The 17410-nt window shown below is 49.2% G+C and carries 24 protein-coding genes and 1 pseudogene; 15 read left to right on the top strand and 10 right to left on the bottom strand.

The window, feature by feature from the left end; translation table 11 throughout:
* Positions 1–137: 137 nt before the first annotated feature.
* The 13 genes and pseudogenes from NIES2104_RS14535 to NIES2104_RS14475 all read left to right on the top strand — a co-directional run bounded on the left by NIES2104_RS14535 (position 138) and on the right by NIES2104_RS14475 (position 9852).
* Positions 138–542: a RidA family protein gene (locus NIES2104_RS14535; protein ID WP_058998877.1), complete on the top strand. Its 405-nt coding sequence runs from the start codon at positions 138–140 to the stop codon at positions 540–542.
* Positions 543–572: 30 nt separating this feature from the next.
* Complete coding sequence (locus tag NIES2104_RS14530) at positions 573–1877, top strand: MFS transporter (protein ID WP_058998875.1); 1305 nt, start codon at positions 573–575, stop codon at positions 1875–1877.
* A gap of 69 nt (positions 1878–1946) precedes the next feature.
* Entirely contained in the window at positions 1947–2339 is a 393-nt protein-coding gene (locus NIES2104_RS14525; protein ID WP_058998874.1) for a GFA family protein, read from the top strand.
* A gap of 192 nt (positions 2340–2531) precedes the next feature.
* On the top strand, positions 2532–3449 hold the full coding sequence (locus NIES2104_RS14520) for a macrolide 2'-phosphotransferase (RefSeq protein ID WP_058998873.1): 918 nt from the start codon (positions 2532–2534) through the stop codon (positions 3447–3449).
* 153 nt (positions 3450–3602) lie between these two features.
* Complete coding sequence (locus tag NIES2104_RS14515) at positions 3603–4157, top strand: GNAT family N-acetyltransferase (RefSeq protein ID WP_058998872.1); 555 nt, start codon at positions 3603–3605, stop codon at positions 4155–4157.
* Positions 4158–4343: 186 nt separating this feature from the next.
* The gene (gene arr / locus NIES2104_RS33815) at positions 4344–5063 is read left to right on the top strand and encodes an NAD(+)--rifampin ADP-ribosyltransferase (protein ID WP_072218070.1); all 720 of its coding nucleotides are present in this window, start codon (positions 4344–4346) and stop codon (positions 5061–5063) included.
* Between the two features lie 182 nt (positions 5064–5245).
* Positions 5246–5767, top strand: a complete 522-nt coding sequence (locus NIES2104_RS14505; RefSeq protein WP_202815070.1) for a putative immunity protein — start codon at positions 5246–5248, stop codon at positions 5765–5767.
* 121 nt (positions 5768–5888) lie between these two features.
* Positions 5889–6137 carry a hypothetical protein gene (locus NIES2104_RS14500; RefSeq protein ID WP_058998870.1) on the top strand — a complete coding sequence of 83 codons (249 nt, stop codon included), beginning with the start codon at positions 5889–5891 and terminating at the stop codon, positions 6135–6137.
* A 152-nt stretch (positions 6138–6289) separates the two neighbouring features.
* Entirely contained in the window at positions 6290–6745 is a 456-nt protein-coding gene (locus NIES2104_RS14495) for a GFA family protein (RefSeq protein WP_058998869.1), read from the top strand.
* A 180-nt stretch (positions 6746–6925) separates the two neighbouring features.
* Positions 6926–7762, top strand: a complete 837-nt coding sequence (locus NIES2104_RS14490; RefSeq protein ID WP_058998868.1) for an AraC family transcriptional regulator — start codon at positions 6926–6928, stop codon at positions 7760–7762.
* A gap of 80 nt (positions 7763–7842) precedes the next feature.
* The gene (locus NIES2104_RS14485; RefSeq protein ID WP_058998867.1) at positions 7843–8223 is read left to right on the top strand and encodes a VOC family protein; all 381 of its coding nucleotides are present in this window, start codon (positions 7843–7845) and stop codon (positions 8221–8223) included.
* Positions 8224–8241: 18 nt separating this feature from the next.
* On the top strand, positions 8242–8787 hold the full coding sequence (locus NIES2104_RS14480; RefSeq protein WP_202815069.1) for a GNAT family N-acetyltransferase: 546 nt from the start codon (positions 8242–8244) through the stop codon (positions 8785–8787).
* Positions 8788–9194: 407 nt separating this feature from the next.
* Positions 9195–9852 (top strand): annotated as a pseudogene (locus NIES2104_RS14475) (IS1 family transposase).
* Between the two features lie 122 nt (positions 9853–9974).
* On the opposite strand, the gene NIES2104_RS14470 reads toward NIES2104_RS14475, so the two are convergent.
* The 7 genes from NIES2104_RS14470 to NIES2104_RS14450 all read right to left on the bottom strand — a co-directional run bounded on the left by NIES2104_RS14470 (position 9975) and on the right by NIES2104_RS14450 (position 14229).
* Positions 9975–10403, bottom strand: a complete 429-nt coding sequence (locus NIES2104_RS14470) for a GFA family protein (RefSeq protein ID WP_058998865.1) — start codon at positions 10401–10403, stop codon at positions 9975–9977.
* Positions 10404–10934: 531 nt separating this feature from the next.
* The gene (locus tag NIES2104_RS14465; protein ID WP_058998864.1) at positions 10935–11447 is read right to left on the bottom strand and encodes an OsmC family protein; all 513 of its coding nucleotides are present in this window, start codon (positions 11445–11447) and stop codon (positions 10935–10937) included.
* Between the two features lie 43 nt (positions 11448–11490).
* The gene (locus tag NIES2104_RS14460; protein ID WP_058998863.1) at positions 11491–11937 is read right to left on the bottom strand and encodes a GNAT family N-acetyltransferase; all 447 of its coding nucleotides are present in this window, start codon (positions 11935–11937) and stop codon (positions 11491–11493) included.
* A gap of 76 nt (positions 11938–12013) precedes the next feature.
* Positions 12014–12160: an ATP-dependent Clp protease proteolytic subunit gene (locus NIES2104_RS30860; protein WP_082689994.1), complete on the bottom strand. Its 147-nt coding sequence runs from the start codon at positions 12158–12160 to the stop codon at positions 12014–12016.
* A gap of 219 nt (positions 12161–12379) precedes the next feature.
* A complete protein-coding gene (locus NIES2104_RS14455) occupies positions 12380–13090 on the bottom strand; it encodes a DJ-1/PfpI family protein (protein ID WP_058998862.1) in 711 nt (236 codons plus the stop codon).
* On the bottom strand, positions 13087–13209 hold the full coding sequence (locus NIES2104_RS33445; RefSeq protein WP_263970961.1) for a hypothetical protein: 123 nt from the start codon (positions 13207–13209) through the stop codon (positions 13087–13089). The genes NIES2104_RS14455 and NIES2104_RS33445 overlap by 4 nt, the downstream gene beginning before the upstream one ends.
* Positions 13210–13530: 321 nt before the next feature.
* Complete coding sequence (locus tag NIES2104_RS14450; RefSeq protein ID WP_058998861.1) at positions 13531–14229, bottom strand: CTP synthase; 699 nt, start codon at positions 14227–14229, stop codon at positions 13531–13533.
* A gap of 190 nt (positions 14230–14419) precedes the next feature.
* On the opposite strand from NIES2104_RS14450, the gene NIES2104_RS14445 reads away from it, so the two are divergent.
* A complete protein-coding gene (locus NIES2104_RS14445) occupies positions 14420–14839 on the top strand; it encodes a hypothetical protein (RefSeq protein WP_058998860.1) in 420 nt (139 codons plus the stop codon).
* A gap of 15 nt (positions 14840–14854) precedes the next feature.
* Positions 14855–15142 carry a CPBP family intramembrane glutamic endopeptidase gene (locus NIES2104_RS14440; RefSeq protein ID WP_058998859.1) on the top strand — a complete coding sequence of 96 codons (288 nt, stop codon included), beginning with the start codon at positions 14855–14857 and terminating at the stop codon, positions 15140–15142.
* A gap of 74 nt (positions 15143–15216) precedes the next feature.
* Here NIES2104_RS14440 and NIES2104_RS14435 read toward each other — a convergent pair whose 3' ends face one another.
* The 3 genes from NIES2104_RS14435 to NIES2104_RS14425 all read right to left on the bottom strand — a co-directional run bounded on the left by NIES2104_RS14435 (position 15217) and on the right by NIES2104_RS14425 (position 17283).
* Complete coding sequence (locus NIES2104_RS14435; protein WP_058998858.1) at positions 15217–15633, bottom strand: nuclear transport factor 2 family protein; 417 nt, start codon at positions 15631–15633, stop codon at positions 15217–15219.
* Between the two features lie 79 nt (positions 15634–15712).
* Positions 15713–16324: an FMN-dependent NADH-azoreductase gene (locus NIES2104_RS14430; RefSeq protein ID WP_058998857.1), complete on the bottom strand. Its 612-nt coding sequence runs from the start codon at positions 16322–16324 to the stop codon at positions 15713–15715.
* Positions 16325–16404: 80 nt separating this feature from the next.
* Positions 16405–17283 carry an AraC family transcriptional regulator gene (locus tag NIES2104_RS14425; protein WP_192843588.1) on the bottom strand — a complete coding sequence of 293 codons (879 nt, stop codon included), beginning with the start codon at positions 17281–17283 and terminating at the stop codon, positions 16405–16407.
* Positions 17284–17410 lie beyond the last annotated feature (127 nt).

The raw sequence follows: 17410 nt of genomic DNA, 5'->3' as shown, positions 1-17410 counted from the left end.
AGTATACATAGCGTAATGTTGGCTCTTGCCGTGAACCGTACACCATACATCAACTGTTTTCACCATGTCAGCATTTCATTGAAGATCTACGCCACAAGCACAACCTACGACCCTTTATTCCTGAGCAAGGAGCCTTCATGCAGAGAACTGTAATAAATCCCAAAACAGTATTCAACTCATTACAATACGGCTTCAGTCAAGCTGTAGTTGTTCCAAGTGGACGACGAGTTGTTTTATCAGGACAGGTCGGAGTTGATGCCGAGGAAAATACTGTAGGTGCTGACATTTCCACTCAGATCACGGTAGCTCTAGACAACATAGAAGCAATCCTCGCTGAGATCGGTACTAACCTTTCGCATGTCGTGATTTTGCGTATCTACATTGTGGACTCGGCAAAGAATGACCAGCAAGAAATTACAGAGGCTTTGTTAAAGCGATTTCCTGTCAATCCTCCAGCTACTTCCTGGGTGATTGTTAGTGGTTTATCGGAACCGGAATGGTTAGTCGAGCTTGAAGCTGAAGCAGTGTTGCCTTCAGTCTAGCTACAGCAGCCAACGTATGGGTAGGAACGAATGACAAAAACGTTTTATGCCATCCTGGTCAACTCACTGGTGGCTGCACTGACCAACACCTTTGTCTGGTTTGCAGTCACCTTTTGGGTGTATCTGCAAACTCAATCGGTACTGGCAACCTCAGTAATGGCGGGTGTGTATGTTGGAACAGTTGCCATGTCTGGATTCTTTCTCGGATCGCTGGTCGATCGGTATCGCAAGAAAACAGCGATGCTACTGTCTAGCGTTTGTTCTCTCGTTCTATATCTACTTGCTCAAATCATTTTTAGTTCTACCTCACCCTCTGTTTTTGCCGATGTATCTAGCATTCCACTGTGGATTTTTATTGTGCTGGCTTTGATGGGAGCGATCGCCGGAAACATCCGCACGATCGCCCTACCTACGCTTGTCACCCTCCTGATTCCCGAAGCAGACAGAGACAAAGCCAATGGTCTGATGGGAACTGCCAATGGAGTGTCATTTCTAATCGCATCCATCTTCAGCGGACTGGCGATCGGGTTTCTAGGCGTTTACTGGGTGCTTGTATTGGCGATCGCCCTGACAGTTGCCGTTATCCTGCATCTGGCAACCCTTCCCATTCCCGAACAAAAGGTGATTCATCCAGAACACCACACCCAACAGATCGACATTCGCGGTACGATTCGGGCGATCGCGCTCGTCCCCGGATTATTTGGGCTGATTTTCTTCAACTGCTTCAACAACTTCCTGGGCGGAGTCTTTATGTCTCTGATGGATGCCTATGGTCTGTCCCTGGTTTCAGTGCAGGTTTGGGGAATTTTGTGGGGGCTTTTAAGTCTGGGATTTATTGTCGGTGGATTAGTCGTTGCCAAACGAGGCTTGGGGCAAAGCCCATTACAAACCCTATTTCTGGCAAATATTGTCATGTGGGTGATTGCGACTGGCTTTACAATTCAAGCTTCGATCCTATTGCTGACCGCTGGGATGTTTATTTATCTCTGTCTGATTCCAGTGGTTGAAGCTTCAGAACAAACCATTCTGCAAGCCGTCATTCCCCTGGAAAGGCAAGGGCGCGTTTTCGGCTTCGCTCAAAGTATCGAGCAGGCTGCATCACCTCTGACCGCGTTCATGATTGGCCCGATCGCCCAATTCATTTTCATCCCGTTTATGACTACGGGAACGGGTGTCGATTTGATTGGGAGTTGGTTTGGTACAGGCAGCGATCGCGGCATTGCACTTTTATTTACGCTCACCGGGTTAATTGGGTTGGTCGTGACGTTGTTGGCGATGCGATCGCACTCCTACCAGAAACTATCGGCGAATTATCAAAAGCATTCAACGTCTTGAACTGATACAGCAATCAGGAAAACTTTTCACACAGCACGTCCGATCGCTTGATTTTAGAGGAGACGCAGCATGAACCAATTCACGGGCGGTTGTCTGTGCGGCAATACCCGCATTGTGGCATCGGGACTCCCATACCGGGTCGGACTGTGTCACTGTCTCGACTGCCGCAAGCATCATGGGGCACTGTTTCACGCTTCCGCAGTGTTCCCTCAGGAGGCAGTCACGATCGAGGGCGAAACCCGATCCTACGCTGGGCGGTTTTTCTGTCCTCGCTGCGGCTCATCTGTTTTCGCCCGTACCGCAGACGAAATCGAAGTGAACCTCGGATCGCTGGATGCCCCTAACCAACTGATGCCCACCTACGAAAGCTGGATCATCCGTCGCGAGTCCTGGTTACCGTCGTTTCCGTTCACAAGACGATACGATCGCGATCGGGATAGCACGGGTCGCTTTGAGGAGTAGGTCGCACAAACGGCGGGGTGCGTGAACGTGCCCTCACGGTCTGGGAAGCCTTCAGCAATTTCGCAGTTCGTCGCCGATGCTGCCTAACATAAATCACTGCCGCCGACTGCCAATCTGATTGTGCGAGCTGCTGGCGGCTGAGTTCAGGCGTTATACAGTTAAGATTGAGCGTTCTGGTATGGGGTAAGTGACATGATCAAAAATGTAAAATCACGGCAAGAAGTGCTGGAGTTAGCTCATAGGAGTGGTTTGCCGATCGAGGAAAGCTCCATGCAATTCAATGAATCGGGTCTTGATTTTCAAGTCGTGTTGGCAACAGACGCAGATGGAGTACGCTGGATTCTACGTCTTCCTCGGCGAGAGGATGTTCTACCATCAGTAGACAAGGAAAAACGAACGCTGGAACTGATTGCTCCGCTTCTCAGCGTAGATGTACCACGCTGGACGATTTGCACCGATGAGTTGATTGCTTATCGGGCATTAAACGGTGTACCAGCGGGCACGGTCGATCCAGAAGCAAAAGCCTATGTGTGGGAGATTGACCTAGCGAACGTACCCAATCAATTTTATGAGTCGTTAGCCAAGGGAATCGTTTCCTTGCATCAGGTCAGCGTTGAGAAAGTACGAGCAGTGGGTCTTCCTGTGAAAACTGCCGAAGAAGTTCGTGTTGAGATGAAGCAGAGAATGGATGCCGTCAAAAAGGAATTTGCTGTAGATCAAACGTTATGGGAACGCTGGCAGTCTTGGCTTCATAACGATGAAATGTGGACGCAAGAAACGGTTTTAACGCATGGTGAATTACACGCTGGTCACATTCTGATTAATGCACAAGCGCAAGTGACGGGATTTATCGACTGGACTGAAGCATCTGTCACTGACCCAGCCAGAGATTTTGTTGCCCTTTACCGCATATTTGGTCAAGATGCTCTCAATAAGCTAATTTCGGCATATGCAGAGGCAGGCGGACACACAGGGTCAAAGATGGCAGAGCATGTGATTGAACTAAACGCCACTGTTGCGATAGACGTTGCGGAATTTGCGCTAAGGTCGGGTTTGGATGAATACCGACAAATGGCGATGCAGTTGCTCTGCACGGGCGAGTCAGCGTAATAGAAGTCTGAATACAGGTGGAACACATTTTACGGGTAGCTTCTGGGATCATCACATCACTGGACAATGCCTTGTTGCAGCGGACGGTTGATAAACTTGGTATTGATGCAAAAGTGACTTGCCGCCCCTGACCGCAACCTTCAGTTTGCTGATATGGAAATCGTCACTAAAAGATTTCTGCTGCGTGATTTCGTTGAGGCAGATCGATCGCCCTTCCTGGACTATCAAACTGACCCTCGCAGTCAACTCTTTTACGAACCGGGTGAAGCGAATCTCGATTATTCAACTCGTTTGTTTGAGACATTTTGCACATGGACTTCTGAGCATCCTCGACTCAACTACCAACTTGCGATTGTGCAACGGCGTGAACCTTACGTGCTTGTGGGCTGCTGTGGACTGCGGGGAAGAGGTTGTGATGCAGGTGAGATGGAACTGGGGATCGAACTTGCGCCCGACTATTGGGGGCGATATGCCTACGCGATCGAGGTTGGGCACGCCCTGCTCGCCTTCGGATTTGGGGAACTCAAGTTAGAGGCAATCTCTGGCTCCACAGTCAGTGCAAATGTGCGGATTGCTCGGTTGGCAGCGTGGATTGGAGCAGAAGTCGTTGCCATCCGTGCGGGTTCTACCTGGATGTCTCAACAAGGTTGGAGCGAGATGGATTGGCGAATTACCAGAGCGCAATGGGAGCGTCGTACCGCTGGATAACGATCGCACTGCACTAGAACGCGCCAAAATGGTTGAGATGCAAAGATTATCTGTGTTGAGTGAGCGCGATCGTCAGATGGATCTGAGTCTGAGTCCAACCTACTGCCGGTCGAGACCGACGCGAGACTTTGCAAACGAAGAACCATACCGTGCAACAACACACCAAACAGTATCAGGAGTGAGCCAATGGCAGCAATCGACGACCTGAGTTCGCAGCAGTTCTATCACGGCACAAAGGCTGACCTGAAGCCAGGAGACCTGATCGAGTCCGGCAATTCCCCGAATGTCGGTAATCCAAATAGAATGGCAACCTATGTCTACTTCACCCCCAATCTGGATGCGGCTATCTGGGGGGCAGAGCTGGCGATCGGCGAAGGTCATGGCAGAGTCTACCTCGTGGAGCCGATTGGTTCGATTGAAGCTGCCCCCGAACTGACGGATCAGAAGGCTCCGAAGCATCTGTCGATGTCATACCGCTCCCACGAGCCGTTGCGGGTCATGGGCGAGGTCATAGCGTGGACTCTTTATCACGGCACACGGGCTGACCTGAAGCCAGGAGACCTGATCGAACCTGGCTATCACTCCAACTATGGCCAGCGGAAGCAGGCGACCTACGTTTATTTGGCTGCCACCTTGGATGCAGCAATTTGGGGGGCTGAGTTGGCTCTCGGTAAAGGACGCAGCAGAATCTACATCGTGGAACCGCTCGGAGCAATCGAGGATGACCCCAATGTGACGGACAAGAAATTCCCAGGGAATCCAACGAAGTCGTATCGATCGCGGGAACCGCTGCGGGTCACGGGCGAGGTCACCCATTGGCAGGGGCACTCTCCCGAACAGCTCAAAGCCATGCAGGACAACCTTGAGCGACTGAAGCAACTGGGTGTTGAGGCGATCGAGGACTGAGTTTGATCCAGCTAACATAGTCCATACACCCGATCGTATTCAGGTTAGTCTGTGGGATTAAGAGTTCATTAGCAGTGGATGAGCAGCGTTAAGCATCCTTGTGGAACCGCTCGTAGCCCAGTGATACCCGCATTGTCAGGAGGTGAAGGATGGGTCGTGAGTCCAACCCGATCACGTTGAGCTTGGAGTCCCTCAGGTTCCTGGGAAGCTGGGCTGCGGATTGCGCTGAGCGGGCACTGTCGGTGTATGAGACGCATGTTGATTTAGATTCCCGACCCTGTGCGGCAATTGAAGGCATCCGGGAGTTTGCCTGTGGAGGAAAGCGCACGGCTCAGTTACGCTCCCTTGCTTGGAGGGCAAATGCTGCTGCACGTGAAGCCAGCAATCCCGCTGCGGTAGCTGCTGCTCGCGCCGCGAGTCTTGCAGCAGCGATCGCCTACACGCATCCGTTGGCGACCGTCCACCAAACAAAGCACATTCTTGGCCCAGCGGCCTATGCCGCACTGGCATTGGAACTCAATCACGCCAGCGATCCCAGCATCGGTGATAGCGAGGTTTGTTGGGCGGTCGAGCACGCCACCCCTGAAGTGTGCGAAGTCTTGCAGCAGATGCCCGCTCGTCAGGTGGGGAGCAGTCGGTTGGACATGCTTCTCTATGCGCTGGATGCAGGCATTCGCGGTCGAATCTGGATGCAAGACGACTAAGATCGGGTTACCGCGCCCTTCGCGTTGCGGCTAAACGCGGCGTTGAGCAGCTTTGCTTGAACTTGTGGAGGGTGAACCAATGGAACGATCGCAGACAGCGTTGCAAAACAGTTACGACCGTGTGGCGGAAGCATACGCCAAGCGGTTTTATGCGGAGTTGGACAGGAAGCCGTTTGACCGCAAGATGTTAGATTGGTTCATTGAGAAGGTAGACAGCATTGGAGAAATCTGTGATTTAGGGTGTGGTTCCGGATATAAAGAGGAGCTTCGGACGGCAGGCTTTGAGTTAGAGGAAGCAGTCGAAAGAGACCCATATCCTGATGTCGAGGTTCAGACTTGCCGCGCTTATCTATTTGCAAAGAAGCCGTAACCAAACCTATTGCCCACCCAATTGCTGAACTAGAACGGAGCATAGAATTGTCCTTTGAGTGGTAGAGGTTACCTACATTCAGTTAGCTCGATCGTTAAGCTGTTGAACGTCAAGCATAATGATGGTGTCGTGACAGCGATAAGGAGTCAACGATGACAAACAGTAATTCTCATCGAACGGGTCAATGTAGGTGCGGGCGGGTTCAATTTGAAGTCAATTCAGAACCCCTAATGACCATGGCGTGTCACTGTACGGGATGCCAGCGCATGACTGCAAGCGCCTTTAGCTTGAGCGCACTTTATCCCAGCAATGGATTCAACGTAACGTTGGGTGAACCTGTCATCGGTGGACTACAGGGTGCAACGCGTCATTACTTTTGTGAACACTGCATGAGTTGGCTGTTCACACGTCCAGAAGGAATGGATGAATTTGTCAATGTCCGAGCAACGATGATGGAGGATGCCCAAGCTTTTAGTCCTTTTATTGAGACCTACACGGACGAAAAGCTGCCTTGGGCAACGACACCTGCTATCCATAGCTTTAACAAACTTCCATTGCCAGAGAATTATCCAGCGCTGCTCTCTGAGTTTGCAGAACGACAGCAGTAGAAAGGCTGCACAACGTTGTCAATTCAATCAGGGCGTTCAGTCATTCTGCCGAGTTCCAGCAATGATCGATCGGGTGCGTGCGATGAGTAAACGGTATAGAGATGTTAAGCCAAAAAGGTGATGCGGTAGGAGCAAGTCTGGTCAATACACTGTCAATTGTTAGCAGGTGACTAAACAGCAATGATTTATCAAACTTATATTCCCCCATCGCCCCTCTCACAGTTCATCGAATTCTTTTGGCTAAGAGAAGGTGAGCATCCGTCAGTAGTACAGACCCGATTGCTGCCCATGGGGACAATGGAATTAGTCATTAATCTCCGTGAAGACAGCATTCCACTATTTGATCGCCATCGAGTCCAGTGCGGCAGCACCAATGGCACAATGCTTTGCGGCACCCATTCTGAGAGTTTTATTGTCCAGGTCGATCGCAAAACATCTGCAATGGGTGTGCATTTCAGACCCGCAGGAGGGATTGCATTCCTGGGTTTAGCTGCTGGTGAACTCCATAATGAAAATATTTCATTGAATGAATTGTGGAAAGGTCATGCCGCAGAATTGCGCGATCGCCTACTGCAAGTATCTACCCCAGCAACTCGGTTTCAGGTGCTAGAAAAATTTTTGATGCAGATGCTGCGGTCAGCGAAGCTGATTCGTTCTGGATCGCCCAATCGCCATCCTGCTGTCGATTTTGCCTTGCAGCAGTTTCAGCGATCCAGGCTGCCAACCATGAGTGCCGTAGCCGATCAAATTGGATTCAGTACCCGCCATTTCAACCAGCTCTTTCGGAACCAGGTCGGATTAACGCCAAAGCTGTTTTGTCGCATTCAGCGGTTTCAGCAGGTTTTGAATCTGCTGCCAGGGAAAAACCAGGTTGACTGGATGGATGTTGTTTTCACCTGTGGCTATTTCGATCAGGCACACCTGATTCACGAGTTTCGGGCATTCGCGGATTGTACGCCGACCGAGTATCTATCCCAACGAGGCTTTCATCCCTGCCATGTGGAGTTGCCCCATTAAGGTCACTTTTTTACAATTCCTGGATCTGAGTCCTGTGTCATGCTGACAGGGAATAATCTAAGCAAAGTCATTGAAATCTCATGCAAATTACGGCATCAGCGCTTTCACTCAACGTGGATGATGTGACGGCATCGGCAACATTTGTCAAGCAGCATTTTGGCTTCCACGAAGAAATGTCAGCCGAGGGCTTTATCTCTCTTTCCAGACCCGATGCTGGCTTTAATTTGATCTTTCTTCGGACGGGACTGGCAAGCTTTAAACCGATTCAGATGCAAGGACATCGAGCGGACGGTCTGCTTGTTGTCTTTGTGGTCGATGACATCGATCGAGAATATGCGCGAATCCAATCAGAAGGTGTACCAATTACTACTGCGATCGAGACCGAACCCTGGGGAGAGCGATTCTTTCAGGTGAGCGATCCAAATGGTGTTGTGATTCAACTTGTCCAGTGGGTCAGGTGAACACTAAACGGACTGACTATGGAAATTGTCACCCAGCGATTTTTGTTGCGCGACTTTATCCCAGCAGATGAACCTGCATTTTCTGCCTATCGTGCAGACCCTCGCTATGCTGAATTTTGTGCAGCAGCAGAAGTCACCAGCAGCTTCAGCCATGAATTGCTCCAGCTTTTCAGTCAATGGACAGCAGAGTCTCCTCGTCGGCACTATCAGTTGGCAGTTGTCGATCGGCTTGCCCGCTGCGCGAGCGCCGTAGCGCGATGCGATCGGCGATCGCCACAACTTATCGGCTGCGCTGGACTGCGCCGCGAGCAGAACAATTCTGATTGGGCTGAACTGGGGATAGAACTAGCGCCGCAGTTCTGGGAACGCTATGCCTACGCCATCGAAATTGCGGCAGCTTTGATTGAGTTTGGATTTCGCGATCTAGATCTCCAGGAGATTCGCGGCATTTCTGTGAGTGCCAATAGATGGGTTAACGCGGTTGGCTCAACGCTATGGATTGGTGGCGATCTCAACGCCACCCAGCCCAGACTGGATGCAAGAACGAGGGTGGCACTCAATTGAATGGCAACTCACACGACAAACCTGGAAGCACGGTTAACAGCGCTTTACGGCATGACAACCGTTTATGTGCGATCGTAAACGGACGGGTAGTGCCATTTAGGGAAGGATGTAGAAAAAAGAGTGAGCGAGAATAAAGAACGGAGACTAACGACCTCACAACGTTGATGATTAAACCTTTACTCACTTGTCCGACCTGTGGCTTGAATGACATCAATAAGAATGGGACGACTCGCTGTTAAATGACAACCATGATCGGCGGGACGACAGCCAGGAAACCTGCTCTAAAAGTACGATCGACAAATGAGACTTCTAAATGTTGATACCGTAGATCTCTCGCCATGTATAGCTTTCGGCTCCGATCATAGTTGTCGCGACACGTATGATCGACTGTCTGGCAGGATTCCTGGCTGTCGCCAACCCGCCAATGTCGCTGTCGTCTAATAACTCGCCACGGCAACCAGAATTACAAATGTTGCGCCTGTGGACGGTAGTTCGTTGAAAAGCCAAACTGGAGACGAATTAGCGATGATACCAAAGCCACGATTAAGCGAATGTTGCTCGAAAAGATTCCACTAGTAGGCATTGCTCGCAGCTTGCAAATCAGTGGAAGCTGGATCACCTCAGTACATCAATGCCTGCTACGCCACGGTGCCTCAGCGAGTCCAAGTGCAACCGAAAGCGCGACGACGATTGACGGTGCAGATCGATGAAATGTGGTCGTTTGTAGATGATAAAGGCAACGAACAATGGGTCTGGTTAGCCATTGATGTCGAAACTCGTGAAATTGTCGTTTATTATGTGGGCGATCGTTCTGGGGAATCCGCCAAAGCCCTGTGGCAGTCCTTACCCGCCCTGTATCGGCAGTGTGCGGTGTGTTACACCGATTTCTGGGTGTCCTACCCGGTTGCACTGCCAAGCAAGCGACATCGAGCCGTCGGCAAAGAGAGCAGGCTGACCAGTTACATTGAGCGCTTCAACAATACCTTACGACAACGAGTGTCCCACTTAGTCCGAAAAACCTTGTCATTCTCGAAGAAGCTGGACAATCATATCAGCGCCATTTAGAACTTTATCCATGACTACAATGAACAATGCCGACGGGAAGTCGTGGCACAAAGTCTGCTGATTTCTCCTGTTTTTTCCTAAATGGCACTACCGTCTGCTTCATACCACTAGCCCTGCTGAATTCAGTCTGCTACAGAAGCATCAAGCGGCGGAAATTGAGCAAACTTCGGCAAATCTGGATTCATATAATCCCAGGGTTGGGCACTGGCGGTGTAGCAATCCATCGTGGGACGAAACCAGCTTGGATCATCTAGACTCGCGGCTGTAATGCTGAGCAGATCACCCGTTGCCCGCTTACCAAATAATCGAGAACCACAGGTTGGACAAAAGCCCCGACTGATGATGTTGCCGCTATCTCCGATAACATCGTAGTATCTAACTTCTCCTACGATCGCCACTGCATTGAGTGGCACAATAAACCCAGCGAGAAACGCACTCCCTGATACCCGTTGGCAATCTCGACAGTGGCAATTTGCCGTCACCATTGGTTCTGCCAAACATTCATAGCGAATTTCACCGCACATGCAACCACCTGTAAATGGTAGTTTCATTTTCTTGCTCCTATCGTGTGATCGCTTACTGTAACTGTAACAACTATTTGTACCAGAAGTCTCGGGCTGCGGGAGGTAGGATGATATTCAGCACGCGGTCAAGTTTTGCTTCATCATGTTCTTCCTGAGTGCTATGGCGACGGCTTAAATGGCTGTGTCAGGGGCGAAGTTATGATCTGAGCGCAATGACTGCACTTCCAGAGTCATTGCGGCTTGATCGCAAAAACTGTAGCGCGACTCATTGGTATCCCAATCTGCAACGAATACCGATTGCAGGACGGGTGGCAGAACTCCGCCAAAGTTGAATGTTTGTTTCCCGCAAATGAAGCTACCAAGAAAGATTGGGAACAGAATGAAGATAAGCAATGATCATACCTGCCTATCGAATTTAGAAATCGTTGCAAAACTCCTGAATGACTTGAACTTTAACCTGATTAAGCGGAAAACTTTTGGGGTAAGTCGAATACATCAGCATGATGCCCTGTAACACTGACTGAACAGTCATCTAAAAAACAAAGCCTTGAAATATCTTTACTCGAATAGCAGAGAACGGCTCGAACAACCCCCACATTGCTGTAAGGATGTGACGGCTTCCACTAGGATTTGCGTCTTCACAGAATTCGCCAGAAAGCAGCGATCGTGAGCTGCCTCGTGCATTTCTTCAACTTGCTGGTCGGTTGGCTGGTCGTCTCCAGCAAACATGATTTCTGGACGGAGGCGAACCTGGGTGATCGCAAGGTTTCCAGCTTCGTCCTTTTCCAATATGCCAACGGCTCGATCGAGATACCGCTCAACCACAAACTTTTGCTTGGCGGCGATTGCGAGGAACCAGAGCATGTGACAGCTTGACAGCGAGGCAACAAAGGCTTCTTCAGGGTCAACGCAGGCAGGATTGGTATAGGGTTCTCGAACATTCTGTGGAGAAGCGGATGCGACAATTTCCATTCCTCCATCAAACTGCCAAATATGTTCGCGGCTGTATTGATGGTCGGTAAATGTCACGCCATTGCGTTGCCATTGAACAGTTGCTAGATGTTGAGACATCGCTGCTTACCAAGGTTGTAATTAAGTTGCCTGTGTTCCTAGTTTAGAGAAACTTTCGCAGGTAGCGTGCAGATTCTTCATACCCCAATGCTTCATAAAACGGAACTGCGCGACGGCTAGAGAGGGCAACGATCTTTGCATCTTGACCAGCTGCCCATGCTTCAAAACTCTGCATCAGTAATGTTCCAATTCCTCTTCTGCGGAACGTTTCGTGAACGACAATCTCTGCAACCCAAGCGACTCGTCCGTTCGCGTAGAACGTGAAGTGATGGAAGCCAAGGATATAGCCTACAGGTTCGACTTCGCCTGCCCGGTTGTCGTCATTGTGAACTGCCACAGCCAAATAGCTTGACGAATCAGCGAGAATTTCTGGCAGAGCGATATCAAACGCCTGCGGCTCAACAACAAATGTTGTTGCCAACCCTTGAGCAAGTGTCAATAAAGCCTTAGCATCACTCAATTGCGCAAGCCGAATTTTCGTCATTTGCATAAACCCGCTTTTTAGTGAGTACCCAACGATGCTAAAGGACACTAACTAGCATCGTTGGGACATTTCTTTTTAGGTTCTATTTAGAGGTGAGTGCTGTCGTCACTTCACGACTGCTGATGAAATCAGTTTCGATCGAGTGACGATCGATCACCTGGTCAATCAAGCTGTACTCCACCGCCTCCTGAGCCGACAAGTAGAAGTCGCGCTCGGTGTCTTGCTCAATGCGATTAGGGGTGGGTTACTTCAATTAGATCTGGCAACATAGCCAATTGAAAACTACAGCAGTGGGGCGAGCAAAACTCCTGAGCGAGCTTAGATCTGGCAGGACATCGTCACGTATCCAACAATTCTTTGATGCACCACCGTCGATTTCGATTGAATTGCTTGATTTTGGACAGTTGGCACACAAGCGACTTGTCACCAATTGCCCATCCAGGTCTTCTCAATTAGACGGATAAACCCAAGCGAAGCGATCGGCTGTTTGCCGAGTTTGCGCGAGTGATACGGTTTGTAGCGGTCTGCCCATCTGGTTGAATTTTTCGACGATTGCCTCTCCTGCTGTTTCGGGTGAACCTGCATCAAAGGGCGGTGCTGGATTGTACTCCAGTACAAGCTGAATCACTTTGGCAGTTTCTTCACCAACGAGCTTTGCGGCAACAAGTAGCCCAAAGTCAATTCCCGCCGTGACCCCGCCACCTGTGATGCGGTTGCGATCGATTACAATTCGCTCTGTTCTCACCTCGACGCCTAGCATGGCAAGCTGGTCGCGAAATGCCCAGTGACAAGCGGCTCGATAACCTTGCAGCAACCCTGCCGCCACCAAAATCAAAGAGCCAGTGCAAACAGAAGTGATGAACTTGGCGGTCTCGCCTTGCTGTCGCAAAAAATTCAACACTTCTTCATCGCGCATCATTTCCACCTGTCCGATCGCTCCACCGGGAACACATAGCACATCAAGGGCAGGGCACTGCTCAAACGTCATGGTGGGTAAAAGACTCAAGCCCTCGCTGCTTTTCACTGGCTCTAACGTCTTCCATAAAAGATGCACCTGCGTATCTGGCATGAATGCGAACACCTGATAAGGACCAGTCAAATCAAGTTGCGTTAGGCCAGGATAAAGCACAAGGCCAATCTGATATTGAGTAGATGTCATATTTCCACCTTTAACTTTGTCTTGTTATCGCTGATGGTGTACAACTGCTGCAACACCAAGAGCTTGAACATCACATCAAGCTGCTTGCGTCCTGCTTGACGCTTGATGTGAATTGTCATGAATTCGCTCTAGTTGAGTGCGAATCGTTTCCCGATCTACGATTTCATTGAGTCGAACCAGTAAACCCTTCTTCCTATTGAGCTGGCTTTGACAGTCTTCCCAATCCCAAAATCCGAGTTGACTCATTGCAATTTACCCTTACTGCTCTATAACCTTGATCTCCTACTTGTCTCAACTTAAAATGCCTCTCAATGAATTTATGGAGCTGCTTGATATTGCCTCCAATTTCGACAGAAACCTCGTGCAACCAAATCAACACTTATTTCAAGGGGCACGTGAACAGTTGCATAAAGCGAAGATTCATAAACTTTGACTGAATCCTACTCCTGCTGACGGACAGATGCTACAAACGCAACCACTAAAGGACTGTTCAGGTCGGAGAGCGCCGCTCTTTCCGGCTGGAATAAGGTTGCTACAAAGAACGGATGAGAACTAAGCTCGATCGCTCTCGCCTCTCCATCCTCATCTCTCGCGGAGACCCTCATATCAGAGTCCAACAGCATTTTCTCAAAGTTTGGATTCATTCCGTAGCTGCAATGATAAGCCTCAACAGCGGCAGGAGTTCCGTAAATACGAGCAAGCCTGGAGTGGTCAGCAAAGTGGACAGAGCCGGATTTCCCCTTGAGAGAACAGGTTAGCGGTGTTACGACCAGCAGGGAGGCATTTGGATTGCTTTCCGCATGATCTGCTTCTGACAGTCCCATGACATTCCTAGCATATTCTACTACAGCATGTTGAAAGCCGCCGCACGTTCCGAGAAAGGGACGCTGATTTTCTCTGGCGTATCTTATTGCAGTCAATGCGCCATCCATGTTTTTGTAGGGACTCGCAGGCACACACCAGAACGCGTCGAATGGTTCTAGATCGGCAGACGACGAAATCGTCTCTGTGGCGACCCAACACCAATTGACAGAAGGTGTTACACAAGTTGCTGCCCTCTCTAATGCTTTAGGAATCGCCTGGTGTGCCGTTACTGAAGGGTTCAAGTCACCAACGAGCGCGATTAATACGTCTTCCATCTTTACCTTTTGAATTACAATTAGTCACAGTAACTTTTGAAAAACGAATTGCAATATTCCTCGTCCCCAAGCTAGAGATAATTGAGCGTTGCTATCAAGGTTGGACGATCGAACGCTGTGCCGAATATTTCTTCATTTTTGACTTTGGCTAGCAGTATTGTAGAACAAGTCTGTGATGTAGAAGTCGGCAATGGAAAAGCTACCCCTGCAAGCAATGGGACTGCGTGAGTCGTTGATCTTCTTCATGATTCCCACCCTGCTTCTGTATACTGCAACCCATATCGGTGTCCCTGCCCTTAGCCAAGCAACCGGATTACCCCCTGTTGTGTCCTGGTTCATTTGTGGAGGAACGATCGTCTTTCTGCCGCTCTTTGTCGCTGCTTTGGTGTTCTATCGACTGGAGGGCAACCTCTGGCAAACTTCTGCTATTTTGACTCGGTTTCGGCTGAGCCAACTATCCTGGCAGACATTGGGATGGACTGGGCTGGGAATCGTAGGAATCGGCATTTTAACTTATGGCATTGTTGCAGCCGGGCAAGCCATTGTTCCTGGCTTGTCAGCCCAACCCTCATTTATGTCTGTGTCTCCGCTCACCAGCAGTAACCGATAGATATTAGCTGCCTGGGTGCCGCTATTCTTTTTCAACATTGTTGGAGAAGGATTGTTTTGGCGGGGCTATATTTTTCCCCGACAAGAATTGGCATTTGGACAATACACCTGGTTCGTTCACGGCTGCTTTTGGTGGATGTTTCATCTCCCATTTGGCAGCGCGTTACTGGTGACACTGCTCCCGATTATCTTCATTACGTCGTTTGTTGTTCAAAGAACAAAGAGTACCTGGGCAGACATTATCGTCCATACCTTCATCAATGGATCAGGCTTTCTGCTGGTTGCCTTTGGGATTGTAGGATGAGTTGAGGGGGCAATCGCCAGGAAAAACAGTTGATTGTATTTCCTACGCAGTTTGTCGACTGCCCACCTTTAAGCTCAGGTCGTTCCTTCTAGGAACTGCACGATCGTAACTGTATCTGAGTAAAACATTTGGGATTCAATGATTTTTGTATCCCGCATTTTATAAACGCTGACCACGGGCGCATCTAGTGTTCTACCACTACTCGCTTCTAATCCGTTGAGCCGCCAGAGCACAACAACAAACTCACCTGCATCCAAAAACACACCATTCATCTTTCTGGCAGCCTCCGGCTGGAGATGATTCCATGCTAGAGCCGCCCCTTCAACATGTTGTTTTGCCCCTTCTAAACCATGATGAATGCCACCATACGGGAGTGAAGCAGCATCGCGGATGACAATCTCAGGATCATAAGTAGCAAGCACTCCAACGACATCGCGTGTTTCAACCGCTTTGAACAAACGACGAGCGGTTTCAATATTCTCATGAGACATGATAATTCCTTCCTTTCATACAAATGTTGGTAGCCGTGTTTTACAACGAGCACGATCGCCTAAAGAATAGGGTCGTTCCTTACCATTGAGTGGCAAGGGATTGAAGACTTGCTTGAGCCGATGAAATAGACTGCTCTCGATCTTTGAACATCAGCTTCCCAGCATTGACAAACTGAACATCTTTGATACCAAACGATTCAAACAGCGTCCGAAGATACGGTTCCTGATGATCTTCACCAAAAGTAGAACCTGGAGAATAATCACCAGCACAGCTTGTGATAAACAGTGCCTTCTTGCCATGCACTAGCCCTTTAACCCCTGCTTTCGTGACCTCATAAGTCCGTCCAAGCCGAATCAAATGTTCAAAGTAGGCTTTTAAGGTTGCCGGAATTGTAAAGCCATACATTGGCACTCCAAAAACATACCCATCGACCAACAAGAACTCTTCTAGCAATGGGTTAGACACTTCTAAAGCTGCAATCATCTCTGGTGTACGAATTTCGGATGACGAATGAGTGGCGGCAATCCAGGCTTCGTTGATGTAGGGAACTGGAAAACGCCCTAGATCTCGGTAGAGAACGGCAGCTTCAGGGTGGAACTTCTTCCAAGCTGTGATAAAGTCACGAGACAAAACTCGTGATACCGATCGCTCCCCGCTGTAGCTCGCATCAATATGAAGGATGTGTTGCATCAGCGAACCTTGAAATCAGCTTATGCAGTCAGTATGTGGCAATGTACAACTGCTTTTCTTCAAGGTTCTTGCGATCGTTTTCAACGTTCTTGCTGTCGAAACACTTTAGGAGTAACGCCCACAATCCGTTTGAAGTGGTAAGTGAAATGTCCTTGACTGGCAAAACCGACCGTTTGAGCAATCGTGGCAAGCGATAAATCTCCCATCAGCATCAATTGTTTAGCCCGTTCAATCCGGCAATTAATTAAATATTGATGTGGCGATGTATGGGTTGATTTCTTGAACAGATGCGCGAAATGATAAGGGCTTAACTGGACGATCGCTGCCAACTCAGCTAAGCTAATATTCTTATCCAAGTTTGCATCAATAAAACTAGAAACTTGTCTCCATTGCTGCTGAGTCAAGCCACCTGTGACAGGTTTTATTGGACGGGAACAGCTTGAATATCGACATAAAAGATGAACAACGAGTGCCTGCGCCATTGAATCAGCATAAAGATTGCTGTTTTCTCCGTCAATTTCCAAGGATGTTTTTAACGCAAAACCTATTTGTTGAAGAAATGGATCGAACAATGCAGCGAGGTGAGGAATGAGTTCAATGCGATCTCTGCCAAACACGTCATACCCAACTTGACTCAGAAATGCTGGCTCTAAAAACAGATTGAAAAACTCAGTATTTGTGTCCCAATGAAATGCCTGAGTTGCATAAGCTGGATAAATCGCTAAATCTCCCAGCACTGAGTCAACGGTTTCCTTTTGTCCATCGACAGCTTGTTCCAGTCGAACTGGTTTGCCAGCATTCATGCAAATGACATGAAACGGCAATTCATGCTCCGGCACCTGACAAGGAGATTGCCGAAAATGCGCGAATTGAATGTTTTTCCAGTTTGCGCCATCACTTGCCAGAATGGGCGGCTGGGGAAGAACGAGAGGTAGCTTGTTCTGAGCAGAGTCAGTCATAGTTCCCTTGATGCTCGATCGCTTTGCTACACGGGTACGTGTTCGTCTGCTTAAATTCTATCTGACGGTTGTAATCAGCAGCGGCAAATAATTTTAAAAGCATTGCCAGTAGCTTAATTCCGTTCGT

Origin of the sequence: Leptolyngbya sp. NIES-2104, assembly GCF_001485215.1 — a bacterium.
GTDB lineage: Bacteria > Cyanobacteriota > Cyanobacteriia > Leptolyngbyales > Leptolyngbyaceae > Leptolyngbya.
This window is presented reverse-complemented; position numbering and strand designations above follow the sequence as displayed.

Bases quoted from the DNA above. Each gene is read 5' to 3' on its own strand.
- NIES2104_RS14485 (WP_058998867.1), top strand. From the start codon at position 7,843: ATGCAAATTACGGCATCAGCGCTTTCACTCAACGTGGATGATGTGACG.
- NIES2104_RS14435 (WP_058998858.1), bottom strand. From the start codon at position 15,633: ATGTCTCATGAGAATATTGAAACCGCTCGTCGTTTGTTCAAAGCGGTT.
- NIES2104_RS14495 (WP_058998869.1), top strand. From the start codon at position 6,290: ATGACAAACAGTAATTCTCATCGAACGGGTCAATGTAGGTGCGGGCGG.
- arr (WP_072218070.1), top strand. From the start codon at position 4,344: ATGGCAGCAATCGACGACCTGAGTTCGCAGCAGTTCTATCACGGCACA.
- NIES2104_RS14450 (WP_058998861.1), bottom strand. From the start codon at position 14,229: ATGGAAGACGTATTAATCGCGCTCGTTGGTGACTTGAACCCTTCAGTA.
- NIES2104_RS14525 (WP_058998874.1), top strand. From the start codon at position 1,947: ATGAACCAATTCACGGGCGGTTGTCTGTGCGGCAATACCCGCATTGTG.
- NIES2104_RS14470 (WP_058998865.1), bottom strand. From the start codon at position 10,403: ATGAAACTACCATTTACAGGTGGTTGCATGTGCGGTGAAATTCGCTAT.
- NIES2104_RS14445 (WP_058998860.1), top strand. From the start codon at position 14,420: ATGGAAAAGCTACCCCTGCAAGCAATGGGACTGCGTGAGTCGTTGATC.
- NIES2104_RS14455 (WP_058998862.1), bottom strand. From the start codon at position 13,090: ATGACATCTACTCAATATCAGATTGGCCTTGTGCTTTATCCTGGCCTA.
- NIES2104_RS14490 (WP_058998868.1), top strand. From the start codon at position 6,926: ATGATTTATCAAACTTATATTCCCCCATCGCCCCTCTCACAGTTCATC.
- NIES2104_RS14430 (WP_058998857.1), bottom strand. From the start codon at position 16,324: ATGCAACACATCCTTCATATTGATGCGAGCTACAGCGGGGAGCGATCG.
- NIES2104_RS14425 (WP_192843588.1), bottom strand. From the start codon at position 17,283: ATGACTGACTCTGCTCAGAACAAGCTACCTCTCGTTCTTCCCCAGCCG.
- NIES2104_RS14515 (WP_058998872.1), top strand. From the start codon at position 3,603: ATGGAAATCGTCACTAAAAGATTTCTGCTGCGTGATTTCGTTGAGGCA.
- NIES2104_RS14480 (WP_202815069.1), top strand. From the start codon at position 8,242: ATGGAAATTGTCACCCAGCGATTTTTGTTGCGCGACTTTATCCCAGCA.
- NIES2104_RS14460 (WP_058998863.1), bottom strand. From the start codon at position 11,937: ATGCAAATGACGAAAATTCGGCTTGCGCAATTGAGTGATGCTAAGGCT.
- NIES2104_RS14535 (WP_058998877.1), top strand. From the start codon at position 138: ATGCAGAGAACTGTAATAAATCCCAAAACAGTATTCAACTCATTACAA.
- NIES2104_RS14465 (WP_058998864.1), bottom strand. From the start codon at position 11,447: ATGTCTCAACATCTAGCAACTGTTCAATGGCAACGCAATGGCGTGACA.
- NIES2104_RS14520 (WP_058998873.1), top strand. From the start codon at position 2,532: ATGATCAAAAATGTAAAATCACGGCAAGAAGTGCTGGAGTTAGCTCAT.
- NIES2104_RS14530 (WP_058998875.1), top strand. From the start codon at position 573: ATGACAAAAACGTTTTATGCCATCCTGGTCAACTCACTGGTGGCTGCA.
- NIES2104_RS33445 (WP_263970961.1), bottom strand. From the start codon at position 13,209: ATGACAATTCACATCAAGCGTCAAGCAGGACGCAAGCAGCTTGATGTG.